The organism is Thiocapsa sp., assembly GCF_022340925.1.
In the GTDB taxonomy this organism is placed as follows: Bacteria; Pseudomonadota; Gammaproteobacteria; order Chromatiales; family Chromatiaceae; genus Thiocapsa.
Genome location: NZ_JAJDNA010000051.1, coordinates 1 through 20,707, shown reverse-complemented (window position 1 = coordinate 20,707; position 20,707 = coordinate 1). Strand labels below are relative to the sequence as shown.

Genomic DNA, 20,707 nt, shown 5'->3' with positions numbered 1-20,707 from the left:
AACTGGACTCCCTGCGGATTCGACCCATGATTTCCCTGCTCGACTATGGCGCAGGCAATGTGCGCAGTCTGCGCAATGCGATCCACGCACTGGGCTTCTCGCTGACCGAGATCGCACGCCCCGATGATATCCTGAAGGCGGAGCGACTGATCTTTCCCGGTGTCGGCGCCTTCGGTGCCGCAATGGAGCGCCTCCATCGGCTCGGCTATGTGGCGCCTCTGCGTGAATACCTCGCTGCGGGCCGGCCGTATCTCGGGATCTGCATCGGTCTGCAAACCCTGTTCGAAGGCAGCGAGGAATCCCCCGAGGTATCAGGGCTGGGAATCATTCAGGGGAAGATCCGTCGCTTTGACTCGGGTTCGCTCGCAGTGCCGCATATGGGCTGGAACGACGTCCGGCTCGAGCGCGGCTCGGCGTTGTTCGGTGACTATGCGGGAGAGAAGCTTTACTTCGTCCATTCGTACTATGCAGCGCCGACCGCTGAAAACGAGGCTTGGCACCTCGCCAAAACGGATTATGGACGCCCCTTCTTGAGCGCTGTTCAGCATGGTCAGGTCGCCGCGGTCCAGTTCCACCCGGAAAAGAGCGGCGCGGCCGGTCTGCGTCTCTTGCGCCGGTTCCTCGCTGGCGCTCAGGCGCCTGCGGCCATCGGCGCCGGAGGCGATCAAACAAAGACCCGCCTGGCCAAGCGCATCATCGCGTGTCTGGACGTGCGGACCAATGACGCCGGCGACCTGGTGGTCACCAAGGGCGATCAATACGACGTGCGCGAGGCTGGGAAGGTACGCAACCTTGGCAAGCCGGTGGAGCTTGCCCAGCGTTACTACGAGGAGGGTGCCGATGAGATCACCTTTCTCAACATCACCGCCTTCCGAGATTTTCCGCTCGCGGATCAGCCGATGTTGGAGGTCCTGCAACGGACCTCCGAACGTGTCTTCGTGCCGCTGACGATCGGCGGTGGCATCCGCGCCTTTCGAGACGCCAGCGGCTGCTCCTATTCGGCCCTCGATGTGGCGAATGCCTATTTTCGCTCAGGGGCGGACAAGATCTCGATCGGCTCGGACGCGGTCGCGGCGGTCGAAGGCTATTTGAGGCGCGGCACCAAAGACGGCAGCACGGCGATCGAGCAGATCGCGCATCTGTATGGCAACCAGGCGGTCGTCATCTCCATCGATCCTCGCCGCGTCTACGTTCACTCCCCTGGAGAAACACGGCACCAGACCATCGAGACGACGACGCCGGGGCCACAGGGCGAGCGCTATTGTTGGTTTCAATGCACTGTGAAGGGTGGCCGGGAGGGTCGCGACGTCGGTGCCGTTGAGCTGGCGCAGGCCTGCGAGCAACTGGGAGCGGGCGAGATCCTGCTGAACTCGATCGATCGGGACGGCACGGGATCGGGTTTCGACCTCGAGCTGGTCGCGGCCGTCCGGTCGTCCGTCGGCATCCCCGTGATTGCCTCCAGCGGCGCGGGGTGTGTCGAGCATTTCGCGGAGGTGTTCGCCGCCACCGGCGTGGAGGCGGCATTGGCTGCGGGGATCTTTCACCGTCGCGAGGTCCCGATCCAGGCCGTCAAGGCCTATCTCATCGGGCAGGGAATCGAGATCCGGACCTGATGGCCCGGAGCCGACACCGCGTGATGTCATGGGCGCGCCTGCTCGTCCTGCTGGGTCTGGGGGCACTCCTGCTCCCGGGTTGCACCCCCTCGGGCTCGATAACGGTCTCCGGCCCAAGCGCCCCTCCGGTGGGCCTCAGTCAGGCCGATTGGCTGACCAGGATCGCGGCCTGCCATCTGCTGCGCGTTGGCCAGAATCTCGATGTCGCGGTAACCGACTCGGCGGTGATTGCGGCCGCGGACAAGTATGGCTTCAAGGTCGATGACATCATCGAACGATCCAATCAGCTGGTGCGTGAGTACGCGTCCCGCGGATCGGCGCTCTTGACGTTCGCCACCGAATCCTGCCAGCAGGTCTCCGCCGAGACCGGCATGGCCTCGACCTTGGTTCGGTTCGAGCCGGATGGGACCCTGCGCACGACCTGGCTGCGGGTCGATGGAGCCGAGATCAGCGACGGGTTTGCGGACCGGACCATCTCGGAGCTGCGTCGCAGTCGGGCAGTCGGTCTGGTCATCAATAGTCCTGGGGGATCGGTCTTCGAGGCGCGCAAGCTCGGTCGGTACCTCAGGACGATGGGTCTGCGCGCCGCGGTCGACGAGGCCTGTACCTCGGCATGCATCGATGTCCTCGCCGGAGGTGCCGAGCGCTACGTCACGCCCGGGGCCAAGCTGGGCATTCATCAGAGTCGCGTCCCGAGGCGCTTCAGCAGCCACGAAGGAGGCCAGCGCTACGTCGCCGACTCGTTCCTGTATCTGCGCGAGATGGGCATCGATCCGGATGTCGCCATCGCAGCGGCGTCGGTGCCGAACAACAAGATTCTGCTGATCTCCCTGTCTGACGCCCTGCAAACCGGGTTGGTGACGGACGTGATCGAGCGTATCCAGTGACGACGAACCGGTGCTCGGCCGGCCGAGACCCGCCGTCCGGGTTGTTCGCAGGTTGGATGCGTTAGATCAAAAAAAGCTCTGGATCAAAGTCCTTTTGCTGAGTTCCAATAGTGACGATTTACGGAATTATGAAAATTTACAAATCATAATTCCGTAAAATTCGTGCCGTTTCTTGGGCGGAAGAGGCGTCATGCGAGGATTCTCGCACCTGGTCCGAAAGGACGGCAGAAGTCCGATGCCGTGACTGCCGCGACCGGGTGGTCTGGTGTCCGCTTTGTGCCCGATGAGCAGTCTATGGCAACGATCTTTACAGCCGTCGGTTTCATGGCCGCGCTCGGCCTGCTGCTTGCGCTGATCCTCGTCCTGGCGAACCGGCGTCTGTACGTCTATGAGGATCCGCGCATCGACCAGGTCGAGGAGCTGCTGCCGCGCGCGAACTGCGGTGCCTGCGGTACGGCGGGATGCCGGCCATTTGCCGAGATGCTGGTCAAAGGCGAGATCGCGCCTGGTCGATGTACGGTAAACTCAAAGGCGATGAATCAGGTCATCGCCGATTTCCTGGGCGTCGAGCTAGGCGCCGGCGAGAAACGGGTGGCGCGGCTGGCCTGCGCGGGCGGCAGTCACGTCGCCTATCTCCGCGCGGTATACGGCGGGATGGAGTCGTGTCGCGCCGCCGCGCTGGTGTCCGGCGGAGGGAAGGGCTGCTCATGGGGTTGTCTCGGGATGGGGGATTGCGCGGAGGTGTGCGAGTTCGATGCGATCCGGCTCGATCGCCATGGCCTGCCGGTCGTCGACGAAGACAAGTGCACCGCCTGCGGCGATTGTGTCACCGTTTGTCCCAAGGGTCTCTTCAGCCTGCACCCGGTCAGCCATCGATTGTGGGTGGCCTGCAAGAACCTCGATCCCGGCGACGAGGCCGAGCACCAATGTGAGGTCGTGTGCACGGCCTGCGGGCGCTGCGCTCAGGACTCGCCGGAAGGTCTGATCCGGATTCAAAACAACCTCGCGACGGTCGACTACGCGAAGAACGACCTGGCATCGAAGGTGGCGATCGAACGTTGTCCGACTGGCTCCATCGTCTGGATCGAGTCAGACGGCAGAATCGTGAAAGGCAGAGACGCTCGAAAGGTCGTGCGCAAGGGGGCCTTGCCGCTGACGTAAAGCGGCTTGCCCGGCACCCGCAACGCGACCAATCCAAGCACAGTCCCCGCCGCGCCCTCTTGACGACGATTCGAGGCGCGGCGGCAACCATAGAGAAGGCGGCATGTTCGGAAAAAAAGACGAGAAGCAGGTCAAGTATCCAGGGACTCGGATGGCCATGGACGGGAATACCGCGGTGATCATGTGCGAGCGTGAGGCCTCCGACGCGGCGGGTGCCTATCCCATTACGCCATCGACCCAGATGGGCGAGTACTGGGCAGAGGAGGCGGCCAAGGGCCATCTGAACATCTCCGGCAATCCGCTGATCTTCGTGGAGCCGGAATCCGAGCACGCGGCGGCGGCGGTCACGGCCGGGATGTCCATGACCGGTCTGCGCGCGACCAACTTCTCCTCGGCGCAAGGCATCGCCTTCATGCACGAGTCGCTCTATGCCGCGGTCGGCAAGCGCCTCCCGTACGTCCTTAACATTGGGGCCCGAGCAATCACCAAGTCGAGCCTCAATGTCCACTGCGGGCATGACGACTACCACTGTATCGACGACACGGGCTTCACCCAGGTCTTCGGCAAGAGCGCTCAGGAGGCGGCGGATCTCAACCTGATCGCCCGCAAGATCGCCGAGCTGAGCCTGACGCCAGCGGCGGTCGGCCAGGACGGCTTCCTGACCACCCATCTGATCGAGCCGCTCCTGGTTCCGGAGCCGGAGCTCATCGCCGAGCTCTGCGGTCGGCCCGATGACATCATCGAGTGCCCCACGCCGGCGCAGAAACTGGTATACGGTGAGACGCGACGGCGTGTCCCTCTGGTGTGGGACGTCGACCGTCCTGTGACCTCCGGCTCGGTCCAGAACCAGGACGCGTACATGCAGGCGGTTGCCGCGCAGCGCCCGTATTTTTTCGACCATATCGAGCCGATCGCCGATCAGGTCATGGATGAGTTTCATGCCCTGACCGGTCGTCGCTACCGGCGTGCGAGCGGCTACCGCCTCGAGGATGCCGAGTATCTGATTCTGGGGCAGGGCAGCATGATCACCCAGGCCGAGGCGGTCGCCGATTACCTGCGCGAGACCCGCAAGCTGAAGGTGGGCATCGTCAATCTCACCATGTATCGACCCTTCCCGGGCGACCTCATCGGCCGGCTGCTCAAGGGCAAGAAGGGGGTTGCCGTCCTCGAGCGCACGGACCAGCCGCTGGCCGAGGACCTGCCGATCATGCGGGAGGTCCGGGCGGCTTTGAGCAAATGTCTCGAAAACGGCGTCGTTGAGAAAGGCGAGCCCGTTCCGTACCCCGATTATGCCGCTTATCGCCAGACCGATATGCCGCGCCTGTACTCAGGGTGCTATGGACTGGGCTCGCGCGACCTGCAGCCGGAGGGGCTGATTGCCGCGATCGAGAACATGCTGCCGGGCGGTGCCCGCCGGACCTTCTATTACCTCTCCGTGGACTTCGTCCGGGAGCCTTTCGACCCCAAGGACGAGATTCGAATCCAACGCCTCAAGGACGCCTATCCCCACATCTCGGAGCTTGCCCTGCGCGGAAGCGAGAACCCCAACCTCCTGCCCAAGGGCGCCGTCACCGTGCGCATGCACTCGGTCGGCGGCTGGGGCGCTGTGACTACGGGCAAGAATCTGGCGATGACCCTCTATGACCTTCTGGGGTTCGACATCCGCGCCAACCCGAAGTACGGCTCGGAAAAGAAAGGGCAGCCAACCACCTATTTCCTCTCGGCGGCGCCGGAGCCGATCCGGTTGAACTGCGAGTACACCTATGTGGACGTGGTCCTGAGTCCGGACCCGAACGTTTTCACCCACTCCAACCCCCTCGCCGGCCTCGACCGCGGAGGACGATTCGTCATTCAGTCCAGTCTCGACAACCCCGAGCAGGTCTGGTCCAGCTTTCCGCCGGCCGCACGCAGGTTCATCGTCGAGCATGAGATCCGGGTCTTCTACATCGACGGGTTCAAGATCGCGCGCGAGGAGGCCTCCGACCCGGAGCTGCAGTTCCGCATGCAGGGCAACGCCTTCCAAGGGGCCTTCTTCGCCGCAGCGCCGCTGATGGAGCGTGCCGGACTCGATGAGGCCGGACTCTTCGCTGCAATGGAAGACCAGATCCGACATAAATTCGGCGCCAAGGGCGAGCGGGTCGTTCAAGACAACCTGCGGATCGTTCGCCGCGGCTTCGATGAGGTGGTCGAGATCACCGAGAAACCGATGCTGAGCGGTCAGCTCCTCCCCCGTAAGGAGATCGGCCTGCCGGTCATGCTGAAGCAATTGCCGGAAGGCGACGGGGGCGTGACCGATGTGCATCGCTTCTGGGAGCAGACCGGCGTCTTCTACACCACCGGGCGCGGCAGCGACAACCTGGCCGATCCCCACATGGCCCTGTCTCTCATGCCCGCCTCGAGTGGCGTCTATCGCGACATGACCCAGATCCGCTTCAGCTATCCGAAGTACATCCCGGAGAACTGCACCGCTTGCGGGAATTGCTTCTCGGCATGCCCGGACAGCGCGATTCCCGGTCTGGTGAACCGGATCTCCGACGTCTTCGCGACCGCGATCGCGCGGGTCGAGCGCGGCATGCCGACCCAGCACCTGCGCCGCGAGACCCGCAACGTGGAGAAGCGGCTTCGCGGGCTGATCGACGCGGCCGGTGAGGCCGCCGACCTGCACGAGCTGATGGATCGAGCGGTCCTCGAGACCCTCGCGGCCTACCAGGGCGAGCCCGAGCAAAAGGCCCTGGTGGAGCAGGAATTCGGCCTCCTGATGCAGGCGCTCGGGGACTATCAGCTGGCCGTCACCAAGCCCTATTGGAGCAACCGCGAAAAGAAGCAGAAAGGCAGCGGCGGACTCTTCAGCATCACGGTAAACCCCTATACCTGCAAGGGCTGCATGGAGTGCATCCAGGTCTGCAACGACGGCGCCCTGGTCTCGGCACCCCAGACCGCCGAGACGATCGAGCAGATGCGCTCCAAGTGGGACATCTGGCTGGATCTGCCGACGACGGATCCCGGGTTTATCCGCATCGACGACCTCGACGAGAAGGTCGGGGCCCTGGAGACCCTGTTGCTGGACAAGGCCAACTACCAGGCCATGGTCTCGGGCGACGGCTCCTGCATGGGGTGCGGCGAAAAAACGGTGATACATCTCTTCACCGCGACCGTCACCGCCCTGATGCAGCCTCGGGTCAAGCGTCATCTCGCCGAGATCGACGACCTGATCGACCGCCTGGAAACCCACGTGCGGCTCAAGCTCGCGGCCAATATCAACCTGAGCGACACGGCGGCGATCGCCCGGGCGGTCGAGGCACACAGGGACGCAGACCTCCGGCTCGCCGAGCTGTCTGCCGAATTGGACGCGGATCAAAACGCCCAGCCGGTTGACCCCGACTGGCTCAGATGGGTCACGGGGCTGCTCGACAGACTGCGGCATCTCAAGGCCCAGTACACCGCCGCGCAGCCGCGGTCCAGCATGGGGATCGTGAACGCCACCGGCTGCTCGTCGGTGTGGGGTGCGACCTTCCCCTATAATCCCTATCCCTTCCCCTGGTCGAACCATCTCTTCCAGGATTCCCCCTCGATCGCGCTGGGTCTGTTCGAAGGGCACATGCGCAAGATGGCCGAGGGCTTCAAGGCTGTCCGGATGGCGCGGCTGGAATTGGACGGCGGGTACAAGCCGGCTGAGCATCAGGAGCGCTTCACCTACTTCGGCTGGAAGGACTTCTCCGATGAGGAGTGGCTCCTCTGCCCGCCGGTCGTTGCGGTGGGCGGCGACGGGGCCATGTACGACATCGGCTTCCAGAATCTCTCCCGCGCGCTCATGTCCGGCCACCCGGTCAAGATCCTGGTCCTCGACACCCAGGTCTATTCCAACACCGGCGGCCAGGCGTGCACCTCTGGTTTCATCGGCCAGGTCGCCGACATGGCGCCGTACGGCAAGTCCGCCAAGGGCAAGACCGAGATCCGCAAGGAGATGGGCCTGATCGGTATGGCGCATCGCACCAGCTTCGTGCTCAATGGGGCGGTCGGTAACCTGACGCATCTCCTCGAAGGGTATATCGACGGACTCAACGCGCGTCGTCCGGCCCTGTTCAACGTCTACTGCGGCTGTCAGCCCGAGCACGGCATCGGCGACGACATGTCCACGCATCACAGTCGCATGGCGTTCGAGTCCCGCGCCTATCCGTTGTTTCGCTTCGACCCGGATGCCGGCACCAGCTTCGAGGAGTGCTGCTCGATCGAGGGCAATCCCGATATTGACCGCGACTGGATCAGCTGGACCCTCCATTATTCCGACGAGAAGGGCGAGCCAGCCGAGATGGAGGTCCCCTTCACGTTCGCCGACTTCGCCATGACGGAGGGTCGTTTCCGCAAACATTTCCGCAAGGCTCCTCCCGAGACCTGGAACGACTCAATGGTCCCCATTGCGGGGTTTCTGGACATGGACCAGGACGACCGCGAGGGGCGCTTCCCCTATGTCTGGGGCGTGGATGCGAAGAACCGGCTGATGCGGGTCCTGGTGTCCCCGGAGTTGGTCGCCTCCTGCGAGGAGCGTCGCGCCTTCTGGACGCAGCTTCGCGGGATCTGCGGCCAGTTGAACCGTGTCGATGTCGAGGAGGTGCGCAATCAGGCCAAGGCCGAGATGGCCCAGAAGCTGACCAACAGCCTGCTCACGATCGCCGGCGGGGACATCAGCGCACTTGCCGCCTTCACGGGTGCCGGGGCTGCCGCGGGCCGCGGCGGCAATGGCGGAGGCAACGGGGCTGCGGCCGATTGGGAGCCGGTCTGGGTCGAGACACCGGAATGCACCGCCTGCGATGAATGCACCACCATCAATCCGAAGATCTTTCGGTACAACGCGGACAAGAAGATTGAGGTCGTCGATCCGAAAGGCGGGCCCTACAAGGACATCGTGAAGGCCGCCGAGAAATGCACCGCCGGGTGCATCCACCCCGGGACCCCCTGGAATCCGGCCGAGCCCGGACTGGACAAGCTGCTCAAGCGGGCTGCGAAATACCAGTAGGCGCCTGGTCACTCGAGCAAGCCGCATCGCGCCGCACCAGATCGCTCCAGTGCGGCGCGGCGCGGTCTCTTGGTCCTTATCCAACGCAGCAGCCACGCATGGGTCTTCTCAGCATCTTCAAACGCCGCCGAACCTTCGACCACGGTATCTACCCGGTCGAGCACAAGGAGTTGACGGCGGACAGACCGATTCGGCGGCTGCCCTTCGCGCCCGAGCTGGTGATTCCCCTGGCACAGCACAAGGGCGCCCCCGCGATCCCTCTGGTTTCGGTCGGCCAGGAGGTGGTGCGGGGTGAGCCGATCGCCCGCGCGGACGGTTTCGTGTCGGTCCCGATGCACGCCCCGGCGACCGGGGTGATCCGCGCCATCGCCCTGTCGCCGACCGCCGATGGGCCGAAAACCCAGGCGATCTTTCTCAAGGTCTACGAGGCCGCGAGCCAGGAGGTCCTCTACGACCTGGAGCGCGATCTGGACGCCATGGGCCCCGATGAGATCGTGGCCGCGGTGCAGGATGCCGGTCTGGTAGGATTGGGCGGCGCCGCCTTTCCGAGTCACGTCAAGATGCGGCCGCCCTCCGGCCGGGTGATCGAGACGGTCATCGTCAACGGCTGCGAGTGCGAGCCCTATCTGACATGCGACCATCGCATCATGCTGGAGCAGACCGACGCCCTGATCCGCGGAATCAGGCTTGCGCTGAAGGCGACCGGCGCCAAGCAGGCCATCATCGGGGTGGAGGACAACAAGCTCGACGCGGTCGCTCATCTGCGCGCGCGCCTGTCGAAGGACCTGCCGATCTCCGCCGAGGCGGTCGAAACCAAGTATCCGCAGGGCGCAGAGAAGATGCTGATCAAGAGTCTTCTCGGCAAAGAGGTGCCCGTGGGGGGGCTGCCCGCAGACGTCGGCGTGGCTGTCTACAACGTCGGGACCCTTGCCCAGATGGGCGATCTGCTCCCGCAGGGCAGGGGGCTGATCGAGCGCGTGGTCACCGTCAGCGGTCCGGCCGTCGACCATCCGGGCAACTTCCTGGTTCCGATCGGGACCCCACTGCGTTTTCTGCTCGAGCAGGTGGGGCTGGGGGACCGGGCCGGCGAGGTGATCCTGGGCGGACCCATGATGGGGATGGCGGTGGCCTCGCTGGATGTCCCGGTGACCAAGGCCGTCTCGGGCGTCGTCGCCCTCGAGCGTGAAGACCCGGACCTGGCCAGGCGCAAGGTCTATCCCTGTATCAAGTGCGCCGAATGCCTCAAGGCCTGCCCGGTGTCACTGAACCCCTCGATGCTCGGCGAGCTGGCGCTCGCGCGGCAATACGAGCGGATGGCCGACGCCTTTCATCTGGACCAGTGCTTCGAGTGTGGCTGCTGTGCCTATGTATGCCCGTCCAACATCCCGTTGACGCAGTATTTCCGGATTGCCAAGTCCATCAACCGGGATCAGAAGAGGCTGAAAGGCAATGGCTAGACGGATCGAGATCAGGACCTCACCGCACCTGAAGCGCGCGCTCAGCGTTGACCAGATCATGCGCAACGTCGTGTTCGCGCTGCTTCCGGTCTGCACCTTCGCGATCTATCAGTTCGGACTCAGCGCGCTGCTGCTGCTCCTCACCACCACGGGGGTTGCGATCGCGACCGAGTGGTTCTTCGCGCGGATGAGCCAGGGCGGCAACACGGTCGCGGACTGGTCGGTGGTGATCACCGGCCTGCTGCTTGGCCTGACCCTCCCGCCCGGCTTTCCACTGTGGATGGCGGCGGTTGCTGCATTCGTCGGCGTGGCCTTGGGCAAGGCCCTGTTCGGCGGCCTGGGTTACAACGTCATGAATCCGGCCCTGGTCGGGCGCGCCTTCGTTCAGGCCGCCTTTCCCGTGGCGATCACGACCTGGACGCCGGCATTTGCACCGAATCGGTTCTCCGAGCTCATTCCATCGACCCTGACCCTTCCCTTCATGCAGCCCGTGCCCGTCGGGGACTGGATCGCCGGCCTCGAGCTGGACGCCTGGACCGGGGCAACACCCCTGGCGCTGCAGAAATTTCAGCATGTCGAGGTGCCCGTGACCGAGGTCTTCACCGGCATGATCGCGGGATCGGCCGGTGAGACCTCCGCGATCCTGATCCTGGTCTGCGGACTCTGGCTCGCCGCCAAACGGATGCTGGACTGGCGTATCCCGGTCGCCGTCATGGCGGGGGCGGCGCTGACCGCGCTGCCCTTCTGGCTGCTCGACGGCAGCCTCTATCCGAGCCCCTGGTTCGTCCTCTTCTCGGGAGGCTTGATGCTGGGCGCCTGGTTCATGGCGAGCGACATGGTCGCCTCGCCGGTCACGGCCAGCGGGGCGATCCTCTACGGACTCTTGATCGGCGTGTTGACCGTGGTGATCCGCCTCTTCGGTGGTCTGGTGGAGGGCGTCATGTATGCGATCCTGCTGGCAAACGCGGCGGGTCCCTTGATCTCCGGCTGGACCCAGCCACGGGTGTACGGCGCGATCAAACGGGCGCGGGGGCCGAAGTAGTCCGATGAGTGTTCAGGTCGACACCCCCGCACGCAGCGAGCGCACACCGGCGTGGCCGATGTTGCGCACCTTGGCCGGCATCGCGACCTTGTCGGGTCTCTTGGTTGTCCTGGTCTATCAGGTCACGAAGCCGATCATCGCCGAGAATGAGCGGATCCTGACCGAGCAGGCGGTCTTCGAGGTCCTGCCGGAGGCCACCAGCAAGGCCGATTTCATCCTGACCGAGCAGGGCCTGGTCAGGGCGGGGGAGGGTGCGAGCGGCGTCACCGTGTACGCCGGATACAGGGCGGACGGCCGCCTGCGGGGCGTGGCGTTTCCAGGCGCGGCCCGCGGTTATCAGGATCTCATCCAGTTCCTGTTCGGATACGACCCGGCGTGCGAGTGCATCGTCGGAAGCAAGGTGCTGCGGTCGACCGAGACGCCCGGGCTGGGCGACAAGATCGACAGCGATCCGGCCTTTCTTCGGAACTTCGAGGCCCTGGACGCGAGATTGAATGCGCAAGGCACCGGCCTGGCGAAGCCCATCGAGCTCGTCAAACACGGGACCAAGAGCGAGCCCTGGGAGATCGATGGGATCTCGGGCGCGACCATCTCGGGGAAGGCCGTGGCGCGGGCCCTGAACGATGCCGCACAGCGCGTCCTGCCCGCCATCCGACAGGATCTGGCGATCCTGTCCGACGGGGCGCCCTGAACGCCAACGACATCCGTGCGACGAGGCATGAACCATGGCTGACTTGCCGAATACGACGGAAGACCTGACACCGGATACCTTTGTCCGGGGGCTGTGGCGCGAGAATCCTGTCTTCGTGATGCTGCTCGGCATGTGTCCGGTGCTGGCCGTGACCAATTCGACCGTGAACGCGATCGCCATGGGATTGGCGACCACATTCGTGCTGGTCTGCTCGAGCCTATTGGTCTCTCTCCTGCGTCACTGGATCCCCAAGCAGGTCCGGATTGCAAGCTATATCGTCATCATCGCAACCTTCGTCACGATCGTCGACTATGGGATCCAGGCGATCAGCCTGGAGCTTTACGCCGCGCTCGGTGCATTCATCCAGCTGATCGTGGTCAACTGCGTCATCCTCGGTCGCGCCGAGGCCTACGCATCCAAGCAGCGTCTGCATACCACACTCGTCAACAGCCTGGGGATGGGGTTCGGGTTTACGTTGGCCTTGCTGGCGCTTGGCACGGTCCGGGAGATCCTCGGCAGCGGCAGCATCCTCGGGATGCCGCTCTTCGGGGAGAGCTTCCAGCCCTGGGTGGTGATGATCCTGCCGCCGGGCGGCTTTTTCGTCCTCGGGACCTGGCTCCTGCTCTTCAATTGGCTGCGTCTGCGAAGGGAACGCAGGGTTCTGGAACAAGCCGGGGTCGCCGCCAATGCAGGATGAATCGCTTTATCTCATCTTCCTAAACGCTGCAGTCGTCAACAATTTCGTGTTGGCGCTGTTCCTCGGGATCTGTCCCTTCCTCGGCGTCTCGGCCAAGAAGGAGACCGCCTGGAACATGGGCCTCGCCGTCATTTTCGTGATGCTCGTCAGCTCCACGAGTGCTTATGGAATCAACTGGCTGCTGACCGAATTGGATCTTCTCTTCCTCCGTCTGATCTGCTACATCGCGGTGATCGCGTCCGCGGTTCAGCTGGTCGAGATGTTCGTGAAACGTTACAGTCCGGCGCTCTTTCGCTCGCTCGGGATCTTCCTGCCCTTGATCACGACCAACTGCGCGATCCTCGGTCTAGCCCTCTTCCAGACCGCCAAGGAGTATGACTTCATCCAGAGCCTGGTCTACGCGCTCGGGGCGGGCGGGGGGTTCATGTTGGCCCTGATGTTGATGGCGGGTCTGCGGGAAAAGCTGGCGTTGGCTCGAGTGCCCAGTGTCAGCCAGGGCGCGGCCATGACCCTGATGTTGGCGGGGCTCTTGTCGCTCGCCTTCATGGGGTTCGCTGGTCTCGGAGGCTCACATGGTTAGCGTAGTGTCGGCCTCGCTGGTGATCTTCCTGGTGCTCGCCGGCTGGATCTGGGTTCAGCAGCTCTATGCCCGCTTCGCCGCTCGTTATCCCGAGCTGGGTCCGTTCCGCAAGGAGGAGGCCGGATGCGCCTGTGGCAGCGGTCACTGCGAGCGGCCCGGTGTCGGCGCGAGACCGGTACCGGCCCCGCGCCTTCAGACTCAGCCCCCGAAGACAGATTGCCATCATCCCCGTCGTCTCGGCCTTCCCACGGCCGCCGGATCAAAGGAGCACGCGCCTAATGATTGACCTTCCCGCCGAGATCGGTCCGACCACCGAGGCCTTCATCAAGGAGTCTCGGCGCATCACCCCCGAGAACGCCGACGAGGTCCGTCATCTGATCGTGCAGGTGAGGGATCCGGCGTTCCAGTTCGTGGAGGGGCAGAGCATCGGCGTGATCGTTCCCGGGCCGCATCCGTTCGGCAACCCGTATCATCTGCGCCGTTATTCAATCGCCAATGCCCGCTCCATCCCGCTCGGCACCGGGGTCGATCTCGACCTCCTGGTCCGCCGCTGCTTCTATGTCGACGAGGTGAGCGGGGAACGTTACCCTGGCATCGCCTCGAACTATCTGTGCGACGCGCACGTGGGCGACTGCCTGATCGTCAGCGGTCCCTATCTGAGTCCCTTCAAGATGCCGCTGGACAACCGCGCCAATCTCTTGATGATCGGCACGGGCACCGGCATCGCCCCCTTTCGCGCCTTCGCCCAGTTGATCTACGAGCGGCGCGGTGATTGGAAGGGCCAGGTGCGCCTTTTCTATGGCGGGCGCAGCGGACTGGACCTCATGTACACCAACGATGAGAGCACGGACCTGGCGAACTATTATGACGAGAAGACCTTCAAGGCCTTCAGGGCCTTGGGAACGCGCCCGCTGATGTCCTCTTCGCAGGCGTTGGAGCGTGGCCTCGCCGACAATGCGGCGGAGGCGCTTCACCTGATCAAGGAGGAGAACACTTATGTGTTCCTCTCCGGGCTCGGCAAGATCGCCCACGTCTTCGACAGGGTGATGGCCGAGCAGGTCGGCTCTTCGGAAGGCTGGAAGGAGATCAAGCAGCAACTGACCAATGAGGGGCGCTGGTCCGAGCTCATCTACGGTTGAGCGGCATCGGGGGCCGAATCGAATCCGGGTTGGCCTGAGCTCGCAATGATCGAGGGGGCGGGAGACGGCTTAACGCTGACCGGAGGCCCTGGAAGAGGGTTGCGCCCGCGCGACCGATCCCAAGTCCAGCGTCACCCGAACCTCCTTCTGCGGCGGACCTTCCGGCCGGGTTCCGATCCAAAGTGCGACGAGACCCAGGATGGCCGCGACGGTCAGGCCCAGGACGGGTCCGGGACCCGCCAGCGAAAACCAGATCGACCAGCTGATGGCCATGCTGCCGATCGCGGCGGTTTTGCCTGTCCGGCACATCTCCCCCCGTTCCAAGAACGCGCGGATCGATGCGCCGAACCGCGGGTGCTCGACCAGGAACCGGACCCGCCTCGGCGCGCTGCGCAGCCACAGCCAGGTCGCACAGATCCAGAACACGGTTGTGGGCATCAGGGGGAGCACCATGCCGAGAAACCCTAGACCGAAACACAGCCAGGCCAGCAGGTTATAGATGTGACGTCGCCGCTGGCTGATGGTCGGCGCGGAAGAATCGGGCGTTGTGATCCTCTCCTGCATCGCGGGTCTCCGCTTGGTGTGTCGATCGTCGAACGGATCCCGACATTTGCACCCAGTCGCCGAGGCACGGGTTCAAGCAGGGATCCGCGTCAACGAGAAAGACCCGACGACGGTCGAGCTGGGCGCCGGTCGGCAAGTATAGCGGCTTCGCACGCCGCATGCCGGACGAACGCGCAACCACTCGAGGGCGGTCGAGCTGGGGTGAGCAGCCGGTCCCGCGCCCGGCCGGGATGGACTGACCGCCGCCGGCCGAAACGTCGGGGCTGCAGGGTCGTGACCGGGGGGCCGGCGCGAGATCACCCGGATCAGGGGCTTCCCGAGACATAGACGCCGCGCGCCGCGAGCCACTGCGTGTCGAGCTCCCAACGCACGGACTCGACCTGCGGCTGCGCCAGGATCAAGCCCTGGGCCCGCTTCTGATGATCGATCAGCGTCTGCTGTGCCGCGACCACCTCCGGATCGTTGTCCGCCTTATTCGCCAGGTTGGGGTGGATGATCTCGAGAAAGCGGATGGCCGGCAACTCGAACGAGCGCGGAGTGGAGATGGTCGCGACGCCGCTATCGAGAGACACGACCCTGAATTGATACGGGTAGGTGGCCAGCTGCGGGTCCGACTCCAGCAGACGGTTGAGCTCCCAGACGCCCGGCTTCCAAGCGGAGCCGACCCATAAGACGAGGGCTCCGATGATCACCAGGGCAATGACGATGGTATAGATGCGGGTAAAGCGGTCCACCGAGGTTGGTCTCCGTCACGGATGAGGTTGTTTGGCCAGCCGTTCCGGTTCTCGGAACATGGCCGGGTTGGCGCGGCCTTAGCATGCACGCAAGCGAGCTGGTTCCCCATGTAAATCGTCAATTACTCGACATCCGTCGGGGACTGCGGCCGGGTCCCGAACAAGGCGTCCCCGGAGTCGGGGCACGCCGGCCTGCTGAAGGAGTGGAAAAGGACGGCGTTTTCCGATCTCTTATTTCGCCCAGTTGTGCCATCCTTAACCGAGCGCCGAGATATTCAGCGTTTCCCTTGCGAGGAAGGATGCTCCGCCGTGTTCGCGGCTCGAGCGCCTGATAATGAGGGAGCCGGCAGACCGCATGTTCCGGTTCCGTGATGATTTTCGGTCAGGATAGCCGATAAATCAGCGTCTCCTTCGTCACTGGAGATCAACCAACGGTCGAGTCGCATGCAGCACAGAGACAGGAAGTCGTTGGTCGCAGGCATCTGCGGCTTGGTAAGCGAGGTCTACGGCGTGGAGTCGTCGCCTCTCGGGGCGCGGGCAATGCTCGATCGGCTGAACCCGTTGCTCGATGCCTTCTTGCTCGAGTCTCAACCCATCGTCGATATCGAGGCCACCGTCCTGATCGCGGATATCCGCGGGTTCACGGCGCTGACCGAATCGCAGCCACCACGGACGATCATCCGACTGCTCAATCGCTATTTCACGCGGATGGTCGATCTGGTTCGCCAGCACGGCGGGGTCGTCGACAAGTTCATGGGCGATGCCGTCATGGCGCTGTTCGGGGCCCCCATCCGACACGATGACCATCTGATCCGCGCGCTGTCCTGCGCCGTGGAGATGCAACAGGCGATGCTCGAGCTCAACCGGGAGAGTCGACAGGCCGGCGAGCCGAACATCTTCGCGGGCATCGCCGTCAATACCGGAAGCCTCATGGCCGGGAGCTTCGGATCCCGGCTCTACAACGAGTACACGGTGATCGGCGACACGGTCAACCTTGCCGCTCGCATGGAGGGATACAGCCTGCGTGGTCAGGTGCTGCTCAGTGAGTCCAGCTATGCCGGCGCACGCGACCGGATCGAGATCGGCGGCGCCAACTCGCTCTACGTCAAGGGCAAGGCAAGAGAGATCACACTCTATGAGCTGCATGCCGTCACCCATCCTAAGCGGCTGGTGGTTCCGCAGATCGAGGCCCGCCGGTCGCCGCGCGTCCTGGTGGACTTTCCCGTCGCCTTTCGCCGGATCGAGTCCAAGCGGATCCTATCGCAACGCTTCATCGGGAAGGCCAATGATCTGGGTTACCACGGCATGAACGCGGACCTCCCGTTCATCCTGCCTCCCGCGTCCGAGATCATCCTCAGCTTTGCGCCGGATTTAGGGTTCGCCCCGTCGGCCGACGTCTACGCACGGGTCCTGCAGACCTCGCCCGGGGCCGGCATCTATCGGACAAATCTCGAGTTCACATCGGTGGATACGCCCGGGCACCGTTTGGTCAAACGGTACGTCGACGACATGCTCTGGGGCCGCTGGACCTGAGCGCCGAATCCAGCCGCCGACAAATCGGGTCGGCGGTCGCCGCCGGGGTCGGCTGAGCCCGCGGCGTGTCCGGACCGCTCAAGGCACGCGCAGCAGATGAACCGGATCCCGGCACCCGTAACCGGCATAGGAGACCATGATCGCCGACCTCATCGCAGATGGCCTGGTCCTGCTCCACTTCGCCTTCATCCTCTTCGTCGCCGCGGGGGCGATCCTGGTGCTGCGATGGCCGTCCCTGGCCTATGTGCATGTCCCATGTCTGATCTGGGGCATCGCGATCGAGCTCGGCGGCTTCATCTGTCCGCTTACGCCCATCGAGGTCGAGTGGCGCCTGGCTGCCGGTCGGGACGGCTACAGCGGCGGCTTCATCGATCACTACATCATGCCGCTCGTCTATCCACCCGGTCTCACCCGTGCCATGCAGATCCTGCTCGGACTCGCCCTCCTGATCCTCAACGGCTTGATCTATGGCTATCTGGTTGTCCGGAGGGCGCGCGTCCTGGACCGGGCCGGTCGCTTGGCGTCTTGTCCACGTTGGCGGCCCGGAGGCAGCAACGCGGGGGAGGAGGGGAGTCGGCGAGCGGCCGGGTCGCAGCGCCCGCTCAATACCGAGGGGTCCCACAACTCAGACACTGCAGTGCGCAGGCCGCGATCATCGGGATGATGCCGACCTTCAGGCGCCACCGGGCGATGAAGGCGCGGATGCTGGCGAGCAGCGCGAGCCAGCGCAAGCTCAAGGATGGGCCGGTGATGATCTGACTCACGCAGAGAATCTCACTCGACGTGGATTCGCCGTCTGCAGTTCGTTGCGCGGCGAAAGCCCCGCGCTAGCATTCTGGACGTTGCGCCGCAGCACCGGCGAGTCGATGTAGTCCAGCAGGTACAGGGTGCGGATGATGCCGTCGAGCTCCCACAGCGCTCGCTTCGTGCGGTTCTTGCGCCGATAGGCGCTCAGCTTCCCGACGATCACGCTCTGAGTCGTGCTCTTCAGCGCCAGAGAGAGCAGAATCCGCTCGATGTTGGCCTCTTCGGAGTCGAAGCTGCGGAATCGAGCGCTGTCGCGGCAGTGCAGGTCTCCGGCCTCGAGCCCGTCGCGCAGCTGTCGATAGACCATTAATTCGTAGCGGTCACGGACGACCGCCTCGACGTAGCGCCGCACCAGGGAACAGAAGGCACCGAGCAGGTTGTCGTTGAGCCGCTGGTAGCGATCATGGACGAAGCAGAGCAGGTACAGATGGACTGCCTCGCGGTCCATCCGCTTGAGTTTGTAGACCGTATAGAACTCGACCAACGAGGCGTAGTAGCGCACGCTCTCGGCGGAGAGCTCGACCTGCACGATCACGCGCTCGGCCAGGGCGAACAGGGCCTGAAACTGATTCCCCAACGCCGCAGCCGAATCTGGGAGCCGCGGAACCTGGTCGACTTCGCCCCGACGCCTACTGCATATTTTCGGCGGTTTGGGCCAAAACCCCCAAGGACGGATGTGGGTCTGGCGCCGCAGGTACTTGAGGAGAAGCATTTCACCATCCTCTCCGGCGACACGGGGCATTGCCCCATCTCGCGTACTTGACATAATATACATTATGCGCAATGACGGGTCCGGGTCCCGGGGGGCCGAAGCCGCGCCAGGACTGGGCTGAGACCGCGCTGCTGGGTGAAGGCTTCGCGGTCCATCCGGCCACGTTCCCCGAGCGGTCGAGCCAGGCCAGAACCTCGCCCCATCGATCTCTGGCGCGGCCGCGCTCAGGTCAAGCGGTGCACGTGGATCCGCTCACGGTTTGGATCGAGCCGCGCGGCCTGATCGATGTCTCGGCCGTGATGCGTGAAGAGGATCACCTGCGTGTTGGCGGAGAAGTCGGCCAAGGTCGCGAGCGTCGCAAGAGCGCGCTCGTCGTCGAATTGGATGAGAATGTCGTCGACCACGAACGGTATCGGCTCGGCGGTCTCGAGATACTGCTCGAGGTTGGCGAGACGCAGTGCCAGGTACAGCTGATCCCGTGTCCCGGTGCTCATCGCCTCGACGCGGAGTCGCTCGCCGTTGTTTCGCAGACCGACCAGGACCGGCTGGTCGGCCTCATCGAAGTCGGTCTCGACGGCGCTGAAGGCCCCGCAGGTCAGCTTCTCGAGATAGCGGCTGGTGTGTGCGAGGATCGGGTCGCTGTGCTTGCGACGAAAGCGCTCGATCTCGTCCCGCAGCATGCGTGCCGCGAGCTTGAGCCGGACGTACTGCTCGGAGTGGGTCCGGATGGCGGCGAGGATCTGCTGCGCCTCAGCGGCGATGGCGGCCGCGGCGTCGTCACCGCCCATGGCCTTCAGCGTCCCATCGGCGTCGGCTTTGCGCTCGATGAGCGCGCGGTGTGCCGGTCGCAGCTCGCGCTCCAGGCGGGCGTCGAGCACGTTTAAGCGGGCGACGATCCGATCCTGGTCGATGCCGGCGGCCTCTTCCGTCAGCGCCTCGATCCCGAGGCCGTCGCCCGCCCGGATGAGTCTCGACTCGACCTCGGCCAGCTCGGCAGCAAGGCGGCTTGCGGCGCGCGCGCGCTCCTCGATCTCGGGCAGCTGCTCGGGCGCATCGCAGGCGGCCTGTCGGCAAAGTTCAGTAAGCACTTGATCTGAGATGGTAATAGCCGTTTCTGACTCGCGAATTTCCGCCTCTGCGCGGCTGGCCTGTTGGCGCACTTCGTCGAGTCGACTCCTGAGCTCGCGTTGCTCGGCGGAGCGGGCATGCAGGAGCATGACTGCCTCCTCGACGGGCCGGGTCAGCAGATCGGTCGCGAGCCGCTCGAGGCATGCCCTGGCTTGCGCGCTGAAGGCCGCGGCGTCTCGATCGATGCCGTCGATGCGTGCGCGAAGACGGTCTGCCGCCTCGATCTGTTTGAGGGCATCGGCGATCGACTGCAGGTCGTCGGAGACCTCGCCCGGGGTTGTATCGGCTGCCAGTCCCAGCTCGGCCATCAAGGCCGTCCACTCGGCCTGCCACGCGTCGAGCGCGCCCTCGGCCTCGGCGAGCTCGCGGCCCAAGCGACGTGCACGTTCCGCCAGCTCCTCGACTTCCCGCTCCAGGGCGAGACGACTATGGGTACCCTCGTCCAGCTCGCGCAGCCGGGCCTCGGCGAGCCTGATGACCGGACCCAGCTCCGGCGCGACATCGAGCACGGACCCCGGCTCCGATACCCTGCCCAGCGCCGCAAGCACTGCGGTGCGGTGCGCACGGCGGATGGCCTCCTGGACCTCGCATCGCTCGCGCAGCTGATCGGCTTGGCGTGCTTTCTCACTGAGCCGCTGCGCCCGGTTGAGCCAGGGCAGCATCTCGGCCGGTGATCGCGGGATCAGACCGCTGGGCACCCACAAGTCATCCCAGGCCTGCTTCGATGCGTTTGCACGCCGCTCGACATCGGCCAAGTCTCGGTCGGTTTCCTCGATCCGGCACAGACAGCCTTCACGGCGTGCCCGCGTCGACGCGCGTTCATGGACGTGCTGGGCCTCGCGGCGCAGTCGATCGGCGATCTCGTCCGCCTGATGCACGGCACCCTCGAAGGCGCCCTCGAGGGGTGCATCGGCGCCATAGGCCCTGGCTGCGGCGGTCACGTCCGCG

The 20,707-nt window shown here is 64.6% G+C and carries 17 protein-coding genes; 13 read left to right on the top strand and 4 right to left on the bottom strand.

Features of this window, described 5'->3' with window-relative positions:
* Positions 1–26 precede the first annotated feature (26 nt).
* The 11 genes from hisF (at position 27) to LJE61_RS06965 (ending at position 14,281) form a co-directional block, all read left to right on the top strand.
* A complete protein-coding gene (gene hisF / locus LJE61_RS07015; RefSeq protein ID WP_296911862.1) occupies positions 27–1,613 on the top strand; it encodes an imidazole glycerol phosphate synthase subunit HisF in 1,587 nt (528 codons plus the stop codon).
* Between the two features lie 23 nt (positions 1,614–1,636).
* On the top strand, positions 1,637–2,500 hold the full coding sequence (locus LJE61_RS07010; protein WP_296911864.1) for a COG3904 family protein: 864 nt from the start codon (positions 1,637–1,639) through the stop codon (positions 2,498–2,500).
* Positions 2,501–2,794: 294 nt separating this feature from the next.
* The gene (locus LJE61_RS07005; RefSeq protein WP_296911866.1) at positions 2,795–3,661 is read left to right on the top strand and encodes an RnfABCDGE type electron transport complex subunit B; all 867 of its coding nucleotides are present in this window, start codon (positions 2,795–2,797) and stop codon (positions 3,659–3,661) included.
* A 103-nt stretch (positions 3,662–3,764) separates the two neighbouring features.
* A complete protein-coding gene (locus tag LJE61_RS07000) occupies positions 3,765–8,675 on the top strand; it encodes a 2-oxoacid:acceptor oxidoreductase family protein (RefSeq protein WP_296917857.1) in 4,911 nt (1,636 codons plus the stop codon).
* A 98-nt stretch (positions 8,676–8,773) separates the two neighbouring features.
* The gene (gene rsxC / locus LJE61_RS06995; RefSeq protein ID WP_296911871.1) at positions 8,774–10,132 is read left to right on the top strand and encodes an electron transport complex subunit RsxC; all 1,359 of its coding nucleotides are present in this window, start codon (positions 8,774–8,776) and stop codon (positions 10,130–10,132) included.
* Positions 10,125–11,174, top strand: coding sequence for an RnfABCDGE type electron transport complex subunit D (locus LJE61_RS06990; protein WP_296911872.1), 1,050 nt, complete (start codon positions 10,125–10,127; stop codon positions 11,172–11,174). The genes rsxC and LJE61_RS06990 overlap by 8 nt, the downstream gene beginning before the upstream one ends.
* A gap of 4 nt (positions 11,175–11,178) precedes the next feature.
* On the top strand, positions 11,179–11,865 hold the full coding sequence (locus LJE61_RS06985; protein ID WP_296917855.1) for an RnfABCDGE type electron transport complex subunit G: 687 nt from the start codon (positions 11,179–11,181) through the stop codon (positions 11,863–11,865).
* 34 nt (positions 11,866–11,899) lie between these two features.
* On the top strand, positions 11,900–12,562 hold the full coding sequence (gene rsxE / locus LJE61_RS06980) for an electron transport complex subunit RsxE (protein ID WP_296911877.1): 663 nt from the start codon (positions 11,900–11,902) through the stop codon (positions 12,560–12,562).
* Positions 12,552–13,142, top strand: a complete 591-nt coding sequence (locus tag LJE61_RS06975) for an electron transport complex protein RnfA (RefSeq protein ID WP_296917853.1) — start codon at positions 12,552–12,554, stop codon at positions 13,140–13,142. Before rsxE ends, LJE61_RS06975 begins: the two co-directional genes overlap by 11 nt.
* Positions 13,135–13,428, top strand: a complete 294-nt coding sequence (locus LJE61_RS06970; RefSeq protein WP_296917851.1) for a hypothetical protein — start codon at positions 13,135–13,137, stop codon at positions 13,426–13,428. The genes LJE61_RS06975 and LJE61_RS06970 overlap by 8 nt, the downstream gene beginning before the upstream one ends.
* Entirely contained in the window at positions 13,421–14,281 is an 861-nt protein-coding gene (locus LJE61_RS06965) for a ferredoxin reductase domain-containing protein (protein ID WP_296917849.1), read from the top strand. Before LJE61_RS06970 ends, LJE61_RS06965 begins: the two co-directional genes overlap by 8 nt.
* Before the next feature lie 69 nt (positions 14,282–14,350).
* On the opposite strand, the gene LJE61_RS06960 is transcribed toward LJE61_RS06965, so the two are convergent.
* On the bottom strand, positions 14,351–14,845 hold the full coding sequence (locus LJE61_RS06960; protein ID WP_296917847.1) for a YbaN family protein: 495 nt from the start codon (positions 14,843–14,845) through the stop codon (positions 14,351–14,353).
* A gap of 305 nt (positions 14,846–15,150) precedes the next feature.
* Complete coding sequence (locus LJE61_RS06955; protein WP_296914168.1) at positions 15,151–15,579, bottom strand: hypothetical protein; 429 nt, start codon at positions 15,577–15,579, stop codon at positions 15,151–15,153.
* A 444-nt stretch (positions 15,580–16,023) separates the two neighbouring features.
* Here LJE61_RS06955 and LJE61_RS06950 point away from each other — a divergent pair, with 444 nt between their 5' ends.
* On the top strand, positions 16,024–17,112 hold the full coding sequence (locus tag LJE61_RS06950) for an adenylate/guanylate cyclase domain-containing protein (protein WP_296914171.1): 1,089 nt from the start codon (positions 16,024–16,026) through the stop codon (positions 17,110–17,112).
* A 136-nt stretch (positions 17,113–17,248) separates the two neighbouring features.
* Positions 17,249–17,776: a DUF2784 domain-containing protein gene (locus LJE61_RS06945; protein WP_296914174.1), complete on the top strand. Its 528-nt coding sequence runs from the start codon at positions 17,249–17,251 to the stop codon at positions 17,774–17,776.
* 96 nt (positions 17,777–17,872) lie between these two features.
* Here LJE61_RS06945 and LJE61_RS06940 read toward each other — a convergent pair whose 3' ends face one another.
* Complete coding sequence (locus tag LJE61_RS06940; RefSeq protein ID WP_296917845.1) at positions 17,873–18,496, bottom strand: Tn3 family transposase; 624 nt, start codon at positions 18,494–18,496, stop codon at positions 17,873–17,875.
* 359 nt (positions 18,497–18,855) lie between these two features.
* On the bottom strand, positions 18,856–20,707 hold a 1,852-nt coding region (locus tag LJE61_RS06935), incomplete at its 5' end, for an ATP-binding protein (RefSeq protein WP_367114911.1).

Bases quoted from the DNA above. Each gene is read 5' to 3' on its own strand.
- hisF (WP_296911862.1), top strand. From the start codon at position 27: ATGATTTCCCTGCTCGACTATGGCGCAGGCAATGTGCGCAGTCTGCGC.
- LJE61_RS07010 (WP_296911864.1), top strand. From the start codon at position 1,637: ATGTCATGGGCGCGCCTGCTCGTCCTGCTGGGTCTGGGGGCACTCCTG.
- LJE61_RS07005 (WP_296911866.1), top strand. From the start codon at position 2,795: ATGGCAACGATCTTTACAGCCGTCGGTTTCATGGCCGCGCTCGGCCTG.
- LJE61_RS07000 (WP_296917857.1), top strand. From the start codon at position 3,765: ATGTTCGGAAAAAAAGACGAGAAGCAGGTCAAGTATCCAGGGACTCGG.
- rsxC (WP_296911871.1), top strand. From the start codon at position 8,774: ATGGGTCTTCTCAGCATCTTCAAACGCCGCCGAACCTTCGACCACGGT.
- LJE61_RS06990 (WP_296911872.1), top strand. From the start codon at position 10,125: ATGGCTAGACGGATCGAGATCAGGACCTCACCGCACCTGAAGCGCGCG.
- LJE61_RS06985 (WP_296917855.1), top strand. From the start codon at position 11,179: ATGAGTGTTCAGGTCGACACCCCCGCACGCAGCGAGCGCACACCGGCG.
- rsxE (WP_296911877.1), top strand. From the start codon at position 11,900: ATGGCTGACTTGCCGAATACGACGGAAGACCTGACACCGGATACCTTT.
- LJE61_RS06975 (WP_296917853.1), top strand. From the start codon at position 12,552: ATGCAGGATGAATCGCTTTATCTCATCTTCCTAAACGCTGCAGTCGTC.
- LJE61_RS06970 (WP_296917851.1), top strand. From the start codon at position 13,135: ATGGTTAGCGTAGTGTCGGCCTCGCTGGTGATCTTCCTGGTGCTCGCC.
- LJE61_RS06965 (WP_296917849.1), top strand. From the start codon at position 13,421: ATGATTGACCTTCCCGCCGAGATCGGTCCGACCACCGAGGCCTTCATC.
- LJE61_RS06960 (WP_296917847.1), bottom strand. From the start codon at position 14,845: ATGCAGGAGAGGATCACAACGCCCGATTCTTCCGCGCCGACCATCAGC.
- LJE61_RS06950 (WP_296914171.1), top strand. From the start codon at position 16,024: ATGCAGCACAGAGACAGGAAGTCGTTGGTCGCAGGCATCTGCGGCTTG.
- LJE61_RS06945 (WP_296914174.1), top strand. From the start codon at position 17,249: ATGATCGCCGACCTCATCGCAGATGGCCTGGTCCTGCTCCACTTCGCC.